Raw genomic sequence first — 15580 nt, 5'->3', positions numbered from 1 at the left:
GGAGAATTCAATGAAACGCTACTATTATAAGTTTAATGAAAAAGAAATGGAGCAGTTAAAACAGGATTTAAGATTCTACGCTGAAATTAAAGGCTATGAATTCCAAAGTGAAGAAGATGGGGCTCGCTATGCTTGCCAAATCAGAAGAAGCAAAACAGCAACGAAGTCTTGTACTGTTATCTTTAGGCATAATGTTTCAACACGTTTAACCATTCAAATGGGGATGATTGATTGGATTAACGGGTCTTTAATGGATGCCTTTTATCCGGAATTGGAAAAAAATATTGTGGATTCTACACCTGTCCCACTCTTAGAGCATAAAGAAAAAGAAATGCGACATGATGTAAAACTGTTAATTAAGGTAAGATTAGGAAACTACTTTGATCATAAGGATCAAGTAAAATAAAAGGTCGGGATAACCGACTTTTTATATGAAAGGAAGTATTATGGAATATACGATCGATACAGCCACAATAGCCGCACATGAGATGTATGTTTATGAAACATCGGAAAAAGCAGATGAAAAAGAAATGGACTACCCTTTTGATGGGATCTGGTTTAGTATGTATGATGTTTGCAAACTTTATCATGACGGTATTATTGAAGATGTGGAAAAAGAAGAATTTGAAGAAGCTAAGCAGTTTTTAAAAGACACACAATCTCTAACACATGATTATCAAGAAAAGGTATTTGAGTTTTAACTTGAATATCTTTTTATTATATCGTAATAAATCCTCATGCTATTGATATTTCAAAATCACAACCCTATGCCGCCCTATTCTTGTTTTCTGCTTAGATTTAAGGGATCTGTTTTCTTTGCCGCTTCATTATGCTTTTATCAAGATTCCTTAAAACAGATGAATGACCTGCATATTTTTAACCGTTAGAGCAATAATGAATGTATAGGAAAGAGGAGGTCATACTTAGTGAGACTTAAAGATAAAGTAGTTGTAGTAACGGCATCCACCCGTGGAATTGGTTTGGCGATTGTTGAAGCATGTGCCAAAGAAGGTGCCATCGTCTATATGGGAGCAAGAAACATGGAACGGGCAAAAGAACGAGCGGCAGCATTGAATGCTCAAGGGTATCAGGTACGTCCTGTATATAATGATGCAAGTGTTTTGGAAAGCTATCAGCAAATGATAGAATCTGTCATTGATCTTTCGGGTCATATTGATGTTTTAATAAATAATTTTGGGACATCCGATCCAAAGACAGATCTTGATATTGAACATACGGACTATCATCATTTTATCGACACAATTCAGATGAACTTGGCAAGTGTCTTTTTACCTGTTCAAGCAGTCATCCCTTATATGCGCCAAAACAAAGGGGGAAGCATTATTAATATTTCATCTGTTGGAGGGATAATCCCCGATCTCTCAAGAATCGGTTATGCCATTTCTAAAAATGCTGTTAACTACCTGACAAAAAACATCGCCGTACAAGCTGCAAAAGATCAGATTCGCTGTAATGCAGTCATGCCGGGAATGACCGCTACAGAAGCAGTCACAAATAATATGAGTGAAGATTTCACCCAATTTTTCTTAAAGCACAGCCCGATTCAAAGAATGGCAAAGCCGGAAGAAATTGCCCACGCTGTCGTTTATTTTGCCAGTGACGAATCAGCATTTACGACCGGACAGGTTATGGCCGTATCGGGTGGTTTTGGGTTGGCGACATCTTTATATGGAGATATGATTCATTTAAATAAGAAGCATTAGCCACTGTTAAAGTGGTTTTATTTTGATAAAGAATGTAAAATATACTTTACAAAATATGTAAAGCGTACTATACTATTTGTGAGGAGACAGGGGGGCTGTCATTGAAAACAAGAATTAAAGAATTAAGAAAAGCAAGACGAATATCTCAAGATGAATTAGCCTTGGCTGTAGGGGTTACACGACAAACGATCATTTCTTTAGAAAAAGAAAAATATCTTGCATCTTTGCCATTGGCATATCGTATTTCACATTATTTTGGTCTGACTATTGAAGAGGTATTTGATTTTTCGGAATTGGAGGAATTTTGATGAAAAATTTTAAAGCTGAAGTACACAAACGCATATTACTCAGAAGAAGTTTATTGGCAGGCGTGATTGTGATTGAAATCTTATTAAATGTATTTAGGGACCGTTTCACAAATATTCCGGACTATGCGTTTGGTTATCAAGTAGGTGTGCTAATAGGAATGATGATTTTATTATCGGTCAATCTCTATATGTATGAACGCAGCTATCGCAATGATGAACGTTTGAAAATGCTTTATATCAAGGAACATGATGAAAGAAAAATTTTAATTAAAAGCAAGATGGCAATGAGCACATTGTTTATCAGTATTGGACTTTTAGGCATCGCAACACTAATCGCTGTTTATATAAATCAAACCGTTGCATTTACACTCATCAGTGTTATTTACGGTATGGGTATTATTTTATGTATATTAAAGGTGTATTACGCAAAAAAATATTAGAAAGAGGGAATTATAATGTGTAGAAACCGCAGAGAACCCAATTATTATATTTGCTTTGGTTTACTATTGAATTCATTTTGTTATTTATGTAGAGAATTAATACCTCATTTTATTATATTAGCCTTATATGTTGTGGCAATAATAATCATGGTATTAGGATTGATCAAAGAGCGAAAACGCAGGGATTGTTTATAAGGAGGACTAGTGGTATACTCAAAGTTAAGGAGGATGCCTATGGGATTATTTAATAAGAAAAAAACCGTGGATTTAGATGAAGTGTTTAAGGAAAAATATAAAGCATTGAATGGAATCATGCAGTCCGCACATGAGGAATTAGATTATACGATTAAAGCAGCATCCATGGAATTGGCGGTTGAAAAATATGATCAGCTGTTAGAATTGATCGATCAAGGGGCAAATTTTGATCGAGAACATTTCAATAAGTTAAAAGAAGATGCGATCAAGGAATTAGACTTAATCAAAGGATTGGAATAAGAAGTGAGAAAGATCACTTCTTTTTTATTGCCATTTTAATTAGATTATGATAATATAGTCCCATATCGGACTAAAAGGAGGCGGGATAATGGAAATTAACGAGCATATTAAAAGTTGGTATGTCCAGTGGTTGTACATTGAATCTTTATATAGTAAATATGCCGGTCGTTACCATTTAACACGGGCAACTATGACAGCATTAGATGAAATCTATCACCATGAAGACGGATGCAGTCAAAAAGATATTTGTCAGGTATTAAATATACCCAAACAGACGGTTTCCAGTGTGATGAGCAACTTAGAAAAAAAAGGATTCGTCTATAAAAAAGAGTGTGTCACGGATAAACGTTTGCATTTGTATTATCTTACGCCATCCGGCTGTGCACTTTGTGAAGAAATTATAGCAAGTTTAGATAAAATAGAGTTTGAGGCATTTAATCAATTAAGTCAAAAAGATCGTGAGGATTTTACACGTATTAATGTACGATTAACGCAACTCATCGAACAAGGAATGAATGGAGGGGAAAACAATGGCAACACGCGTTAAAGATATGACAAGCGGATCACCCGCTAAACTGATATTCAGCTTTGCAATTCCGCTGATGCTGGGAAATGCCTGTCAGCAATTTTATGCAATGGTGGATACCATGGTTGTAGGGCGTGGTGTAGGGGTAGAAGCCTTAGCGGCATTGGGGGCTGCGGACTGGCTGAACTGGATGGTCTTAGGGATTGTTTTGGGTTTTACTCAAGGATTTTCTATTCTTATTTCTCATAATTTCGGTGCGAATGATCAGAATAAATTGAGAAAATCGATTGCGATGTCATTTGTATTAGGGATGATCATGGCAGTCACTCTCACTGTGCTTGCCTTATTTATGGCAAAGCCGATTCTGCATTTATTAAATACTCCGGCGAATATCATCAATCAATCGCTGACATATTTATATATCGTCTTTTCGGGGATTATCGTTATTACTTTATATAATACATTTTCATCGATTTTACGTGCCTTGGGAGACAGCAGGACACCGCTGTATGCGATGATTGTCGCCGCAATCATCAATATCGTATTGGATTTACTGTTTGTCATGGTATTTAAAATGGGCGTTGCCGGAGCCGCAATCGCTACGGTTATTGCTCAGTTTTTCTCTAGTGTTTTCTGTTTTTTTGCGATCAGACGTATCTCGATCATTCAGATTCATAAAGAAGATTTTAAAGTAGACTTTTCCGTCATTAAAAGACTGATTCAGTTAGGAACACTGACTGCGTTTCAAAATATCGTGATTTCCATTGGTGGGATGGTCGTTCAAAGTGTTGTAAACGGATTCGGCTTTATTTATGTAGCAGGCTTTACCGCAACCAATAAATTATATGGATTATTAGAATTAGCCGCAACATCATTAGGGTTCTCAATGGCAACGTATGCCGGACAGAATTTGGGCGCTAAAAAGTATGATCGTATTAAAGCCGGAGTAAAAGCGGCGTTGATTATGGGGTTACTGATTTCCTTTGTATTAACGGCAATTCTTATTCCATTTGGCAAAGTATTCTTACAATTATTTGTTTCAGGTACACCGGAGGTTACATCGCAAGTATTGAATATTGCTTATCACTATTTATTTGTCATGAGCTGTCTGCTTTGGGTTTTATATATGCTTCATATTTACCGTTCAGCCCTGCAAGGGATGGGAGATACATTTATGCCAATGGTTTCAGGTATCGCTGAATTGATCATGCGTGTAGGTACAGCCTTGATCTTACCGCATTTCTTAGGTTCAAATGGAATCTATTTTGCGGAAGTGACCGCATGGTGTGGGGCAGTATTTATCTTATTCTTCGCTTACCATTCTAAAATGAAAAAGATGATGTCTGCTTCATCTAACGAAAAAATAGCCTAATGGCTATTTTTTTAAATTTGTTAATATTTCTTGATAACGCTTAGTCGCAAGCAAACTTGGTTTTCCTTTTCGACAGAATGCTAATGTGTTTAATTTAGGAACGACCCTTTCGACAATGATCTGATTGTTGATCGTTTTTTCTTCCAGTTTCTTCAAGGCCTCTAAAAAACGAGGGTCATTTCTTGCACAGGGGTAAAAAGAAAGAACATACAGATAATAAAATAGATTATAACCGCGGAAAGGGTATTCTACCTGCATAAAAAGAGTACCGATCCCATAATGACAGGGACTGATCGGTTTGCGGACTTCCCAATGCCAAAGTAAGAACTCTGCTGCTTTTTCCAACTGTGTGTTTTGTTGGAATCCGGGAGTAAAACGGAAAGAATCTAAGACATATAAAGTTGTATTCGGTGTCGAATATTGAGTTTCTTCGCCTCTGCCAAAACTATATTTATTGCATTTCCAGCCGCCATCTTCCTGCTGAGTATCTAAAAAGTAACGAAAACTTCGCTGTAAACGTTCATCTTGGCTATATCCCATATAACATAAGGTGTTTAAAGCCATGGCAGTATGGCAGGGATAAATACCACTGTTAGGCATGGTTTTAAAACGTCCGTCTTTCTTTTGAGTACTGAAAATTAAATCAGCAGTTGCTTTCATGAGCGGATCACTAGGATCAAATCCTAATTCTAATAGATAGAGGATACTTTCTAAAGTGGAAAAAGGGGCTCCTTTTTGCAACCGATGATCGGGGGTTGTCCAATAATCATCTCCTAAATCATAGCGGTGGGATAAGATGTGTTCAATGTCTGTTGCCATAATAGTCCTCCATGGTTATATATATTTATTCTACCATGATATCTTTTATTTGTCTTATGTAAGTCACAGGGATGGATAATACCCATAATTAATATCGACATCCGTTGAGATTCCTGCAATTTTACCTTGATTGGTATATTGCCAAAGTTTTATCTCTCCAGCATAAATCGGTTCCTTTCCATAGCTGGCAATCCAAATATCATGCTGATCTAAGAGCTGGGATGAAAGAAAACTCAAACGATCACTATTGGCATAAATACCGGTTGTATAATGACTGTCTTTAATAGTCGTTAAAAATGCATTGGCGATTTTATTCATTTCATTACTGCTTAATGTATCGTGACAGGGATCTTCAAAATCAAAATAAACCGGAAGATCAAGCTGGATGCCATCCAAAATAGATAACACAAATTCTGCTTCCTGTTTAGCTTCTTGAGCATTCATTGCATAACTGTAATGGTAGACACCAACTTTTAATCCTTGTTGTTTTGCTTGTTTTATATTTTCATAAAAATATTGATCAATAGCGCCGGTGAAAGCATCTCCATATCCGGTCCGGATAATGACAAAACGATAGGTGCTGTTATCAATCTCTTTCCAATTAATTGTCTGTTGATGTTCACTGACATCAAATCCTAATCCGGTAGGTGTCTGCATCATTTTTTGCTGACTGAAAGCTTGATGACTCGGTTGGTCAATTAAAAAATTAGCAAACATCAACAGCAGAATGATGATTGGGAAAAATACAACAGTTAAAAATTTATTCGATAAACGGCGATGCCTCATTTTACTCACTCACTTTCGTGTACAGTGTACCTGATAATTTTAAATTAATTGTGGGTAAAATTTGGAAGAAAATCTTAAGATTTATCCCTATCGATAATTATGGTAAGATAAAAGTGACAGGAGGAGATCTTTATGTTTATCTGGCTGCTTTATGAATTTATAAGTTCACTCATTATCACAGGTTTATTTATTGCGTTATCTTCTTATTTTGCTTCAACGTGGATCATGGGATTAGGTATGGCGATGTGTGCGATTCTATTCGTGTGGATCAAAAGAAAAAAGATCAATTATCCTATTGAAAAACAATTCAGCTATTATATGATCTATACAATATTGGTATTATGTATCTGTTTATTTATATCAAAAGGAGCCGCCAGTCATCAAATATGGGCTTTTTACAACTATGCGTTAATTCCTTCTATTCCAACTCGTCTCTTTGCGGCACTTTATAATGATACAATGGTTTATTATCTGCTTCCGCTGTTATGGCAGGGAGCCATCTATATCGGCATGGTTATAGTAAATAAAGATTATCAATGGAAACATCATTTGAAATTGATTTTAAGTTTGGGGATTGGATTAAGTTTATGCGGTGTTATTTTATATCAGCGCCGACAAGTCGTTTTGCCGGGACATGGCTTTGATTACAGCGGCGGCTATTCCAGTGTGGATTTAAAGGAGTATGATGTCATTAATCAAAATAATAAATTAGCTCAATTAGATGAACCGTCTGCTTTTATTATCCATGATCCTGAGAAGATGCCTGTTTTAGATGGGGCAGAAGCAGCATATCCGGTTTATAGTGCATTGGCAAATGCGGTGTATGAGAATATTGCCGAAATCGAACGAAATCGATTGGGAATGGATTCTGCAACAAATGAAGAGGACACTAAAAAGGAATATGAAAATACAGACCAGCGTATCGTTTCATTCTATAATACGGCAGTTGGCTTTGAACGCTTGGTGAATGGAAAGGTAGATATGTTCTTTGGTGCCTATCCTTCAGCTTCACAGCTTCAATTAGCTAAAGACTTAGGGGCAGAACTGGAATTTACGCCAATCGGAAAAGAAGCATTTGTTTTCTTTGTTCCTAAAAATCACACCATCAAAGCATTAAGCAGTGAGCAAATTCGTAAAATTTATTCGGGGGAATATACCAATTGGAAGCAACTTGGCGGGAATGATCAAAAAATCATGGCATTTCAAAGACCGGAACGTTCCGGCAGTCAATCCATGATGGTCAAGTTTATGGGGGATATCCCATTGAAAACACCTTTAAAAGAGGAATATCAAGAAGCAATGGCGGGAATCGCGGAAAAAGTTGCCGATTATCGCAATCAATCCGGCGCCATTGGCTATTCTTTCCGTTTCTTTTTAACGGGAATGACTGCCGATCCGGAGGTTGATATGTTAAGTGTTGATGGGATTTATCCCGATAAGACAACTATTCGAGATGGAACATATCCTCTTACAGTGAATTTGTACTGTATTACAGTTAAAGGAAATAAGAATGAAAATGTAAATAAAATGTTGGAATTTATATTGTCTGAGCAAGGACAAACCTTGGTTGAAAAGAGTGGCTATGTTGCTTTATAAGCGATGCAACCATTGGTTGACAGATTGATAAGCAGCAGTTTATTGCCTTTTATAAGTATCATGTTATGATGGAGGGGCAATGAGGAGGAAGAAACATGGAACTTGCAGATAAGATCATTGAATTAAGAAAAAAACAGGGCTATTCTCAAGAAGAACTGGCAAATCAACTTGGCGTTTCCAGACAGTCCGTAAGTAAATGGGAAGCCGGTCAGTCCACACCGGAATTAGAGAGACTTATTGAGATGGCAGATTTATTCCATGTCAGTTTAGATGAGCTTATCAGGGGTCGGACCGCTGTCGCAACAAATGAGCTTGATCCGATGACATTACGCCATACTATTCGTCAGGCAATGGGGTATGAATATAAGAGTAAGCTGCATATTGGAAAGATTCCATTGGTGCATATTAATTTTGGTTATGGCTATCGCGTGGCAAAAGGAATCTTTGCTTTTGGTAATATCGCTGTCGGAGCTTTCGCAATAGGAGGATTAAGTTGTGGGGGCATTGCCTTAGGTGGATTAGGATTAGGACTATTTGTTTTGGCAGGCTTAGCGGCAGGGTTTGCGGTATTTGGCGGAATCGCATTAGGAATTTTTGCACTTGGCGGCTTTGCTTTAGGAATATATAGTTTTGGTGGGGTGGCTTTAGGTGCTCAGCTTGCGGTAGGCGGTTTTGCTAAAGGGTATGTCGCCGTTGGTGCAGAAGCGCAGGGAACCCATGTATTAAAAGTGATGGAGAATACGACACCTTCACAGATTTATGAATTTATTCGTCAATGGAACAGTCAGCTTCCTTCGTGGCTGATTCATTTTCTGAGTATGTTGAATTAGGACATCATAAATGTCCTTTTTTTATAAGCATCTTACGTGGTTATTTGTTATAATGATAAAAAGGGGGGACGGTTATGGATGGATTATTTGTCAAACAAGTGCGTTTAGTAAAAGAAGGGGCTCCTTTGGAGTCCTACCCCTTTAATATAGCACTCATTAAACATTTTAATACATTGACTTTTGAAAGCCCGGTTTCATTCTTTATCGGTGAAAACGGAGTGGGGAAAAGCACTTTCATGGAAGCCTTAGCGGTAGGATTAGGGTTGAACGCTGAAGGTGGAACTCAAAACTTCTTATTTCAGACCGCTAATACCCATTCGGATTTATATCAATATCTAAAAATAATAAAAGGATATCGCCGCCCCCAAACTAAATTCTTTTTACGAGCAGAAAGTTTTTATAATGTGGCAACGGAATTGGAGGAATTAGATGAAGTGCAGTCCGGTGCTTTTAATAGCTATGGCGGGAAAAGCCTTCATCAAAGTTCGCATGGTGAATCCTTTATGCAGCTGATGACCCATCGTTTTTCTAAAAACGGATTATATTTATTAGATGAACCGGAAGCCGCGCTTTCTCCGTCACGCCAGCTCGCTTTACTAATCTTGATCCATGATCTTGCTAAAGGGGGATCACAGTTTATTATCAGTACCCATTCGCCCATCCTGCTTACTTATCGAGACGGGATCATTTATGACTTAAACCATGATTTTAAGAAAGTGCATCTCAAAGATACCGATATCTACCAGACTTATAAATTGGTTTTAGATGACCCCGAAAGTTTACAGCATCACCTGCTTGATGATCAGGATGAGAAATGATAAAAAGGCTTTGTTTATGCTATGTTTACAGCGTTCAATAAATAGGTTAATAATAAGATAGAGTAGATTAAATGAACTTATTTTGGTAAAAATCAACTATTTGGAAAGGAGCTCAATACAGCCTATGGAAAATAAGAATAGATTTAAGAACTCAATAAAATACTTCATCATATCCGGTTTGATTTTAGCGAATGCACTGTTACTGTATGGTGTTAGTTGGACATTGAAAAACAGTTATTATATGAATGTTTCACAGATTACATTATGGTTGACTTGGATAGCCTTAGTTTTTATAGCGATGGCAGTTGTTACCTTGGTCATTGAATTTTGTAAATTTATAATAGCGTGGATTGAAAAACTTCATAAACTAAAAAATAACAGTTGAACAAAGAAAAGATAGGCTTTTGCATTGCCTATCTTTTTATGTTTCATTTAAGCATGGGATAACAGTGGAAACATCTTCTGTTCATCCCAACCAATAAGCATCTTTTTTGATACAAATAAGTGATTTTCCTCTAAAGGCACCACAGTATATCCAATCGTTTCCTTTGGGGTAAAGCCAAGTGTGATGCACGGATGGTTATCATCGGCAAAAAAAGCGGCAATCTTTTCTAATGGGGTATCTGTTTTGCCAAAAATATCATAACAAAGTAAAGTTTTATTTAACTGTTCGACAATCACAATCGGATCAAATTGTTTTGAATAGTAAACACACTCTTTTAAAGAATCTAAACAATAAAACATCAATAAGCCAAAATTCTCTTTCATACTAAAACTAGAATATGGGTTTCCAAGTGTATAGTAATTTTTAAGCAGTTTTTGATTTTTTTCTAGGGTCATATCCAGTTTATGAAAATCACCGGTCTTTGGCTGGACTAAGAAACGGTATTGATATTCCCTGGCTTTTATAAAAGAAAATTTTGGATAGAATTCCAAAGCATTTTCATTGGCAAATAAATAGATACCGTCACACTGATCTTGCCAGTCTTTAAGGACTTCGTTCATCAGTTGTTTGGCTAAGCCTTGATGACGATACTCCTTTTTAGTCATTACAGTACCAAGCTGAACATATCTTTTATTTAGACCTTGATCTATGATATCGATCAAGTTAACCGATACATTGGCAATGACACTGTCTCCCTCAATAAGGACATAGGGAATATAGCGATCTGTCCAAAAACCGTTTTGATACCATGCTTCAAAGCTGATGTCAAAAGTATTCAAGGCAAGTTCATTGAAACTTTTGCGTAATTTTTCATCTTCTTTTATTTGTTTTTTTAGTGTATACATGACAGACTCCTTTCACTAAAAAAGGCAAAACACTGTTTTGCCTTAACGATTTTATTCTTTATCTTGGTCTTGATTGCGATAAGCAAATCTTCTTCTTACTTTCAAGGGGTTATCTTCTCCGGGAAAGTGCCATGGATTCATATGATCCTGCTTAAATCCTTCGACGATATCCTTAGCGTCAGTAACGACTTGGTCTAAAAACATAGTACCATACATTCTTGGCGGCAGAACATAGATAGGGGTGGTGACATTTTGTTTAGCGCACAGATCTTTCACAAAAAGGCGTAAGTGGGGGCATACCATACATACATCATATTCTTTTAGTTTATTGACGGCTTCCACACCAGCCATATGAATAGGGTAAAAGTCAAAGCTGTATTCCTGATCTAATCCTTTTTCGATACAGGCATTCTGCAGTTTTTGAGCTAAAAAGCTTGATGACATCCCAGCTCCGCAGCTGATTAATATTTTGATCATGATTATAATCTCCGTTTCTTCACATTAATTTAATTATAAGCAATCTCTTCTAAGATTACAATGCTATAAAGAGGAGATTCCATTTTAAGCGGAGAAAACGGCTTATAACTTGCACCAGTTTATTTTTATAGTATAATAAAATTACAACGAAAGTGGGGATAACATGAAAGTAAAAGAGATCTTAGCGGCGACAAACGGAAAATTGCTTCAAGGGGATATAAATGCAGACATTCGATCATTTAATCAAGATACACGTAAAATTCAGCCGGGAGATATGTATATTCCGTTAGTAGGGGAAGTATTTGACGGTCATGCGTTTATTGAGACCGCTTTTCAAAATGGCGCAGGATCGATTATTACGGCAAAAGAAGGCGATTATCCATCGGATAAAATTGTCATTTTAGTAGACGATACCTTAAAAGCATTGCAGGATATGGCACATTATCATCGTATGCATCGGAATGTTAAAGTGGTGGCGATTACCGGAAGTGTCGGAAAAACCAGTACGAAAGATATGATTGCCAGTGTCATTGAAACAAAATATAAAACACTAAAAACATTAGGAAATTATAATAATCAAATCGGATTGCCTCTCACTATTTTAAGATTACAGGATGAAGAAGTCATGGTGCTGGAAATGGGAATGAATAACTTAGGTGAAATTCATGAGTTAAGTCTGATTGCAGAACCGGATATTGCGGTTATTACGAATGTCGGCACAGCCCATATCGGCAACTTAGGATCACGTGACAATATCTTAAAAGCAAAGCTGGAAATTATTGACGGATTAAAAGAGGATGGAAAATTAATCATTAATAATGATAATGATAAACTACATGATTATGCTTTACACCATGAGGTCATCACTTTCGGCATGGAACAGCCTTCCCTTTATCAGGCAGCGGATATCGTATCCATTCCTCATTTAAGCACATTTAAGTGGAGAAATCGTTTAGTGACAGTAAATGTTCCGGGCAGTCATTTTGTATCGAATGCTTTAGCTGCGATTGCGGTAGGCGATCAGTTAAAGATTGAACCGGAAGCGATGATCAAAGGCATTGAATCGTTTGAACTCACAAAGAAAAGAATGGATTTTTATTCATTATCACAAAATATGACATTGATTGATGGGACTTATAATGCTAATTTGGATTCCATGATGTCTAGTATTGATGTTTTATCTAAATATAAGGAAAGAAAAGTAGCAATCCTTGCAGATATGTTGGAACTAGGAGAGTTTAGTGAAGATTTGCATCGTCAGGTTGGAAGCACCCTAGCGAAAAAGAAGATTGATCTTTTGATCTGCATTGGAAAAGAGGCAAAGTTTATTGAAGACAGTGCCCAAAGAAACGGTATCAAGGAAACCTACCATTTTAAAGATAACGAAGCGGCAATTCGTCAGCTGGATACTTTATTAAAACCAGATGACATCGTACTTGTGAAAGGATCACAGGGCATGAATTTAGTGGAGATTACACGTTATTTGATGGAACGTTATAAAGAGGCTTAGAGATTGTCAAAAGACAGTCTCTTTTTATCGGAGGTGAGAACATGAAGATTATTATAGCGCCTGCCAAAAAGATGCTTTCCTCAATCGATTATATGGAAGCTGAGACAACACCGCTTTTTATTCAAGAGAGCGAACAGCTTAAACGCTACATGCAAACACTCGATGTCCCGTCATTAAAAAAGATATTAGGATGCAGTGAAGCGATTGCTGTGCAAGCTTATCAGATGTATCAAACGATGAATCTTCATGACGCTCTGGTTCCTGCGTTATTAGCGTTTGATGGGATTCAATACACCTATATGGCACCACATATCTTTGAAACAAAATGGTATGACTATGCAAGACAACATCTTTATATCCTATCGGGGTTCTATGGAGTGCTGCGTGCTTTTGATGGGGTGGTTCCTTATCGCTTGGAAATCAATAATCCTTTTCATACAGATTTTTGCAGCAGCTTGTATGATTTTTGGAAAGATAAAATTTACCAAGCCATTATCAAGGAGGATCAAGATATCTTAGATTTAGCCAGTGCACAGCATAGTCATATCGTTCAAAAATTTGTTACTCCAAACGTAAGATATGTGAAATGCTATTTCATGGAAGATGATGGCATTCAGTTAAGAGAAAAAGGGGTATATGTCAAAATGGCACGAGGAGCAATGGTACGTTATTTAAGTGAAAATAATATCTTAGATTTTGAAGGCGTAAAAACATTTCATGAATTAGGTTATCGTTTTGACGAAGCAAAATCAGATACTTCACACTACATATTTGTAAGAAAGCAGAAACTAAAAAGATAACGTCTATCTTTTTGGTAATTTCATATAAATAGGGGTATAATGAAACCAATGAGGAGGACGAAAGTATGGAGATAAAAGAATATCGATTTGATGGAGAGAAAGAATGTGATATTCGTAAGATGCCAACCAACAGTAAGATAGAGAAATCAAGGCGAGAAGAAATCGTTCGTAAAACCAACGAAAATCAGATGAAAATCGATGCTTTACAGGATCGGTTATATGCTGATTCCAAAGAATCATTAGTCATTATTATTCAAGCATTGGATGCTGCCGGAAAGGACAGCACAATCAAACATGTCATGAGCGGTATTAATCCTCAAGGAATTGATGTTTACAGTTTTAAACAGCCAACCAGTGAAGAGTTAGCACATGATTTTTTATGGCGGGCAAACAAAGCGATGCCAAGAAGAGGAAAGATGGCAATTTTTAATCGTTCGTATTATGAAGACGTCTTAGTGGTAAAAGTACATGAACTGCAAAAGACTTATCAGATGGCTGAACGCTGTTTAAAAAAAGATTTTTTTGAAAAACGCTATAAACATATTCGCAACTATGAAGAATACCTTTATGATAATAGTTATCGTATCGTTAAAATATTTTTGAATGTTTCAAAAGAAGAACAAAAAAAGCGTTTCTTAGAACGCATTGAAATACCGGAAAAGAATTGGAAGTTCTCAGAAAGTGATCTGAAAGAAAGAGCCCTTTGGGAAGATTACATGGAAGCCTTTAATACGGCAATAACGAAAACCGCAACCAAACAAGCTCCATGGTATGTCATTCCTGCCGATCAAAAGTGGTATACACGTTATTTAGTATCGGAAATTATGTTGGACGCTCTTAAGAAGATGGATCCGCAATATCCCGAAGTATCTGATCAAATGCGTGAAGCGATGCAGGAAGCCAAAAAACAGCTTGAACAATAAAAACGTGTCGATGAACACGTTTTTTCTTTATCTCTACGTTCATATTATCACAAAATTAAGAATTTTTTAAGAATTGATCTATGAACAGGGATATGCTATTAAGGATGTAGCCTTGAAAGAGGAGAGTACATATGCTCATAAAAAACAAGCAAAAAAGAATGATTGAAATTAAAGCAGAATTTTTTGGAAATCAATGTGATAGTGTCATTAGAAGATTATCAAAAGCTGCTTACTTATCAAAAACAGGTCTACGGGCAATTGGAATGGATCGAGCTGAATCCTTGAATTTAGCTTTGTATTACCAGCAACAAAACAGTAGTTCAGTGAGTCGCTGTCAGTTTTTGAGAATTATCGATGTTATTGATTATATGTTTAAACATGGCTGTCAAGCTCCTAAAGAACTCAACGATCATTCAATAGCGTTCTTTTTTAAAGAAGGGATTCATAGACTAAAAAGAGACACTAAAAAATACAAAATATTTATGGAAGTATAAAAGCTCATCAGCCGAAATTCATTGATAAAACTTCGTGTGTTTAGAGAACTCTGCTGATTTTATCTTCGATAAAGCCTACCATGATCTTAAAGAGATGACAGATATAAAGGAAAAGCTTCAATATCTCTGCTATTTTACTTTATGGTCAGTTGGATCTATTGGAAAATGATATCTTTTATGATAAAGAGTATCAGCAATACTTTTCTGACATGGACGTTAAAGATGTGGTAACAACAGTTGATTTGGTATTTAAAGAGTCTGTCAATGATCTTATTGAAATTGAAAAATGGCTTTATGATCTATGAAATGGATTTCTTTTATTTTTTAGTGATTTTTTTTAGTTCAATGGTATAATAGGAAAGGATTAAAAAA

The 15580-nt window shown here is 36.4% G+C and carries 20 protein-coding genes; 16 read left to right on the top strand and 4 right to left on the bottom strand.

The genetic code is table 11. The annotated features are described in order from the left end of the window. Nucleotides 1-10: 10 nt before the first annotated feature. The 8 genes from BN1225_RS12015 to BN1225_RS11980 all read left to right on the top strand — a co-directional run bounded on the left by BN1225_RS12015 (nucleotide 11) and on the right by BN1225_RS11980 (nucleotide 4865). The gene (locus BN1225_RS12015; RefSeq protein WP_041140050.1) at nucleotides 11-406 is read left to right on the top strand and encodes a hypothetical protein; all 396 of its coding nucleotides are present in this window, start codon (nucleotides 11-13) and stop codon (nucleotides 404-406) included. A gap of 40 nt (nucleotides 407-446) precedes the next feature. Continuing rightward, nucleotides 447-701 (top strand): hypothetical protein, encoded by a 255-nt coding sequence (locus tag BN1225_RS12010; RefSeq protein WP_052466630.1) that lies wholly within the window; start codon nucleotides 447-449, stop codon nucleotides 699-701. 225 nt (nucleotides 702-926) lie between these two features. After that, nucleotides 927-1724 carry a 7alpha-hydroxysteroid dehydrogenase gene (hdhA, locus tag BN1225_RS12005; protein ID WP_041140049.1) on the top strand — a complete coding sequence of 266 codons (798 nt, stop codon included), beginning with the start codon at nucleotides 927-929 and terminating at the stop codon, nucleotides 1722-1724. Nucleotides 1725-1825: 101 nt separating this feature from the next. Then, on the top strand, nucleotides 1826-2032 hold the full coding sequence (locus tag BN1225_RS12000) for a helix-turn-helix transcriptional regulator (protein ID WP_041140048.1): 207 nt from the start codon (nucleotides 1826-1828) through the stop codon (nucleotides 2030-2032). Next, nucleotides 2032-2472 carry a hypothetical protein gene (locus tag BN1225_RS11995; RefSeq protein ID WP_041140047.1) on the top strand — a complete coding sequence of 147 codons (441 nt, stop codon included), beginning with the start codon at nucleotides 2032-2034 and terminating at the stop codon, nucleotides 2470-2472. The genes BN1225_RS12000 and BN1225_RS11995 overlap by 1 nt, the downstream gene beginning before the upstream one ends. 234 nt (nucleotides 2473-2706) lie before the next feature. Continuing rightward, complete coding sequence (locus BN1225_RS11990) at nucleotides 2707-2967, top strand: hypothetical protein (RefSeq protein WP_041140046.1); 261 nt, start codon at nucleotides 2707-2709, stop codon at nucleotides 2965-2967. A gap of 88 nt (nucleotides 2968-3055) precedes the next feature. Further along, nucleotides 3056-3514, top strand: coding sequence for a MarR family winged helix-turn-helix transcriptional regulator (locus BN1225_RS11985; protein WP_041140045.1), 459 nt, complete (start codon nucleotides 3056-3058; stop codon nucleotides 3512-3514). Continuing rightward, on the top strand, nucleotides 3498-4865 hold the full coding sequence (locus tag BN1225_RS11980) for an MATE family efflux transporter (protein ID WP_041140044.1): 1368 nt from the start codon (nucleotides 3498-3500) through the stop codon (nucleotides 4863-4865). Before BN1225_RS11985 ends, BN1225_RS11980 begins: the two co-directional genes overlap by 17 nt. Nucleotides 4866-4868: 3 nt before the next feature. On the opposite strand, the gene BN1225_RS11975 is transcribed toward BN1225_RS11980, so the two are convergent. Together BN1225_RS11975 and BN1225_RS11970 are read right to left on the bottom strand one after the other, a co-directional pair. Continuing rightward, nucleotides 4869-5684 (bottom strand): prenyltransferase/squalene oxidase repeat-containing protein, encoded by an 816-nt coding sequence (locus tag BN1225_RS11975; RefSeq protein WP_041140043.1) that lies wholly within the window; start codon nucleotides 5682-5684, stop codon nucleotides 4869-4871. Nucleotides 5685-5747: 63 nt separating this feature from the next. Then, complete coding sequence (locus BN1225_RS11970) at nucleotides 5748-6470, bottom strand: glycoside hydrolase family 25 protein (RefSeq protein WP_052466628.1); 723 nt, start codon at nucleotides 6468-6470, stop codon at nucleotides 5748-5750. A 132-nt stretch (nucleotides 6471-6602) separates the two neighbouring features. Here BN1225_RS11970 and BN1225_RS11965 point away from each other — a divergent pair, with 132 nt between their 5' ends. The 3 genes from BN1225_RS11965 (at nucleotide 6603) to BN1225_RS11955 (ending at nucleotide 9714) form a co-directional block, all read left to right on the top strand. Next, nucleotides 6603-8066, top strand: a complete 1464-nt coding sequence (locus tag BN1225_RS11965) for a PstS family phosphate ABC transporter substrate-binding protein (RefSeq protein WP_041140042.1) — start codon at nucleotides 6603-6605, stop codon at nucleotides 8064-8066. A 95-nt stretch (nucleotides 8067-8161) separates the two neighbouring features. Further along, a complete protein-coding gene (locus tag BN1225_RS11960) occupies nucleotides 8162-8896 on the top strand; it encodes a helix-turn-helix domain-containing protein (RefSeq protein ID WP_041140041.1) in 735 nt (244 codons plus the stop codon). A 74-nt stretch (nucleotides 8897-8970) separates the two neighbouring features. Next, on the top strand, nucleotides 8971-9714 hold the full coding sequence (locus BN1225_RS11955; RefSeq protein WP_041140040.1) for an AAA family ATPase: 744 nt from the start codon (nucleotides 8971-8973) through the stop codon (nucleotides 9712-9714). Nucleotides 9715-10146: 432 nt separating this feature from the next. Here the strand turns inward: BN1225_RS11955 and BN1225_RS11945 are convergent, their stop codons facing one another. Together BN1225_RS11945 and BN1225_RS11940 are read right to left on the bottom strand one after the other, a co-directional pair. Next, a complete protein-coding gene (locus BN1225_RS11945; protein ID WP_041140038.1) occupies nucleotides 10147-11004 on the bottom strand; it encodes a GNAT family N-acetyltransferase in 858 nt (285 codons plus the stop codon). Between the two features lie 51 nt (nucleotides 11005-11055). Further along, nucleotides 11056-11481 carry a PTS sugar transporter subunit IIB gene (locus BN1225_RS11940; protein WP_041140037.1) on the bottom strand — a complete coding sequence of 142 codons (426 nt, stop codon included), beginning with the start codon at nucleotides 11479-11481 and terminating at the stop codon, nucleotides 11056-11058. Nucleotides 11482-11644: 163 nt separating this feature from the next. Here BN1225_RS11940 and BN1225_RS11935 point away from each other — a divergent pair, with 163 nt between their 5' ends. From BN1225_RS11935 to BN1225_RS14805, 5 genes are all read left to right on the top strand, one after another. Beyond that, nucleotides 11645-12991 carry a UDP-N-acetylmuramoyl-tripeptide--D-alanyl-D-alanine ligase gene (locus BN1225_RS11935; RefSeq protein ID WP_041140036.1) on the top strand — a complete coding sequence of 449 codons (1347 nt, stop codon included), beginning with the start codon at nucleotides 11645-11647 and terminating at the stop codon, nucleotides 12989-12991. 41 nt (nucleotides 12992-13032) lie between these two features. Beyond that, the gene (yaaA, locus tag BN1225_RS11930) at nucleotides 13033-13791 is read left to right on the top strand and encodes a peroxide stress protein YaaA (RefSeq protein WP_041140035.1); all 759 of its coding nucleotides are present in this window, start codon (nucleotides 13033-13035) and stop codon (nucleotides 13789-13791) included. Nucleotides 13792-13856: 65 nt separating this feature from the next. Continuing rightward, nucleotides 13857-14714 (top strand): polyphosphate kinase 2 family protein, encoded by an 858-nt coding sequence (locus BN1225_RS11925; protein ID WP_041140034.1) that lies wholly within the window; start codon nucleotides 13857-13859, stop codon nucleotides 14712-14714. Between the two features lie 131 nt (nucleotides 14715-14845). Further along, complete coding sequence (locus BN1225_RS11920; protein ID WP_041140033.1) at nucleotides 14846-15208, top strand: hypothetical protein; 363 nt, start codon at nucleotides 14846-14848, stop codon at nucleotides 15206-15208. Nucleotides 15209-15366: 158 nt separating this feature from the next. Next, entirely contained in the window at nucleotides 15367-15513 is a 147-nt protein-coding gene (locus BN1225_RS14805; RefSeq protein ID WP_156133057.1) for a hypothetical protein, read from the top strand. Nucleotides 15514-15580 lie beyond the last annotated feature (67 nt).

The organism is Beduini massiliensis (assembly GCF_000829905.1).
Taxonomy (GTDB): domain Bacteria; phylum Bacillota_I; class Bacilli_A; order Erysipelotrichales; family Coprobacillaceae; genus Beduini; species Beduini massiliensis.
This window is presented reverse-complemented; position numbering and strand designations above follow the sequence as displayed.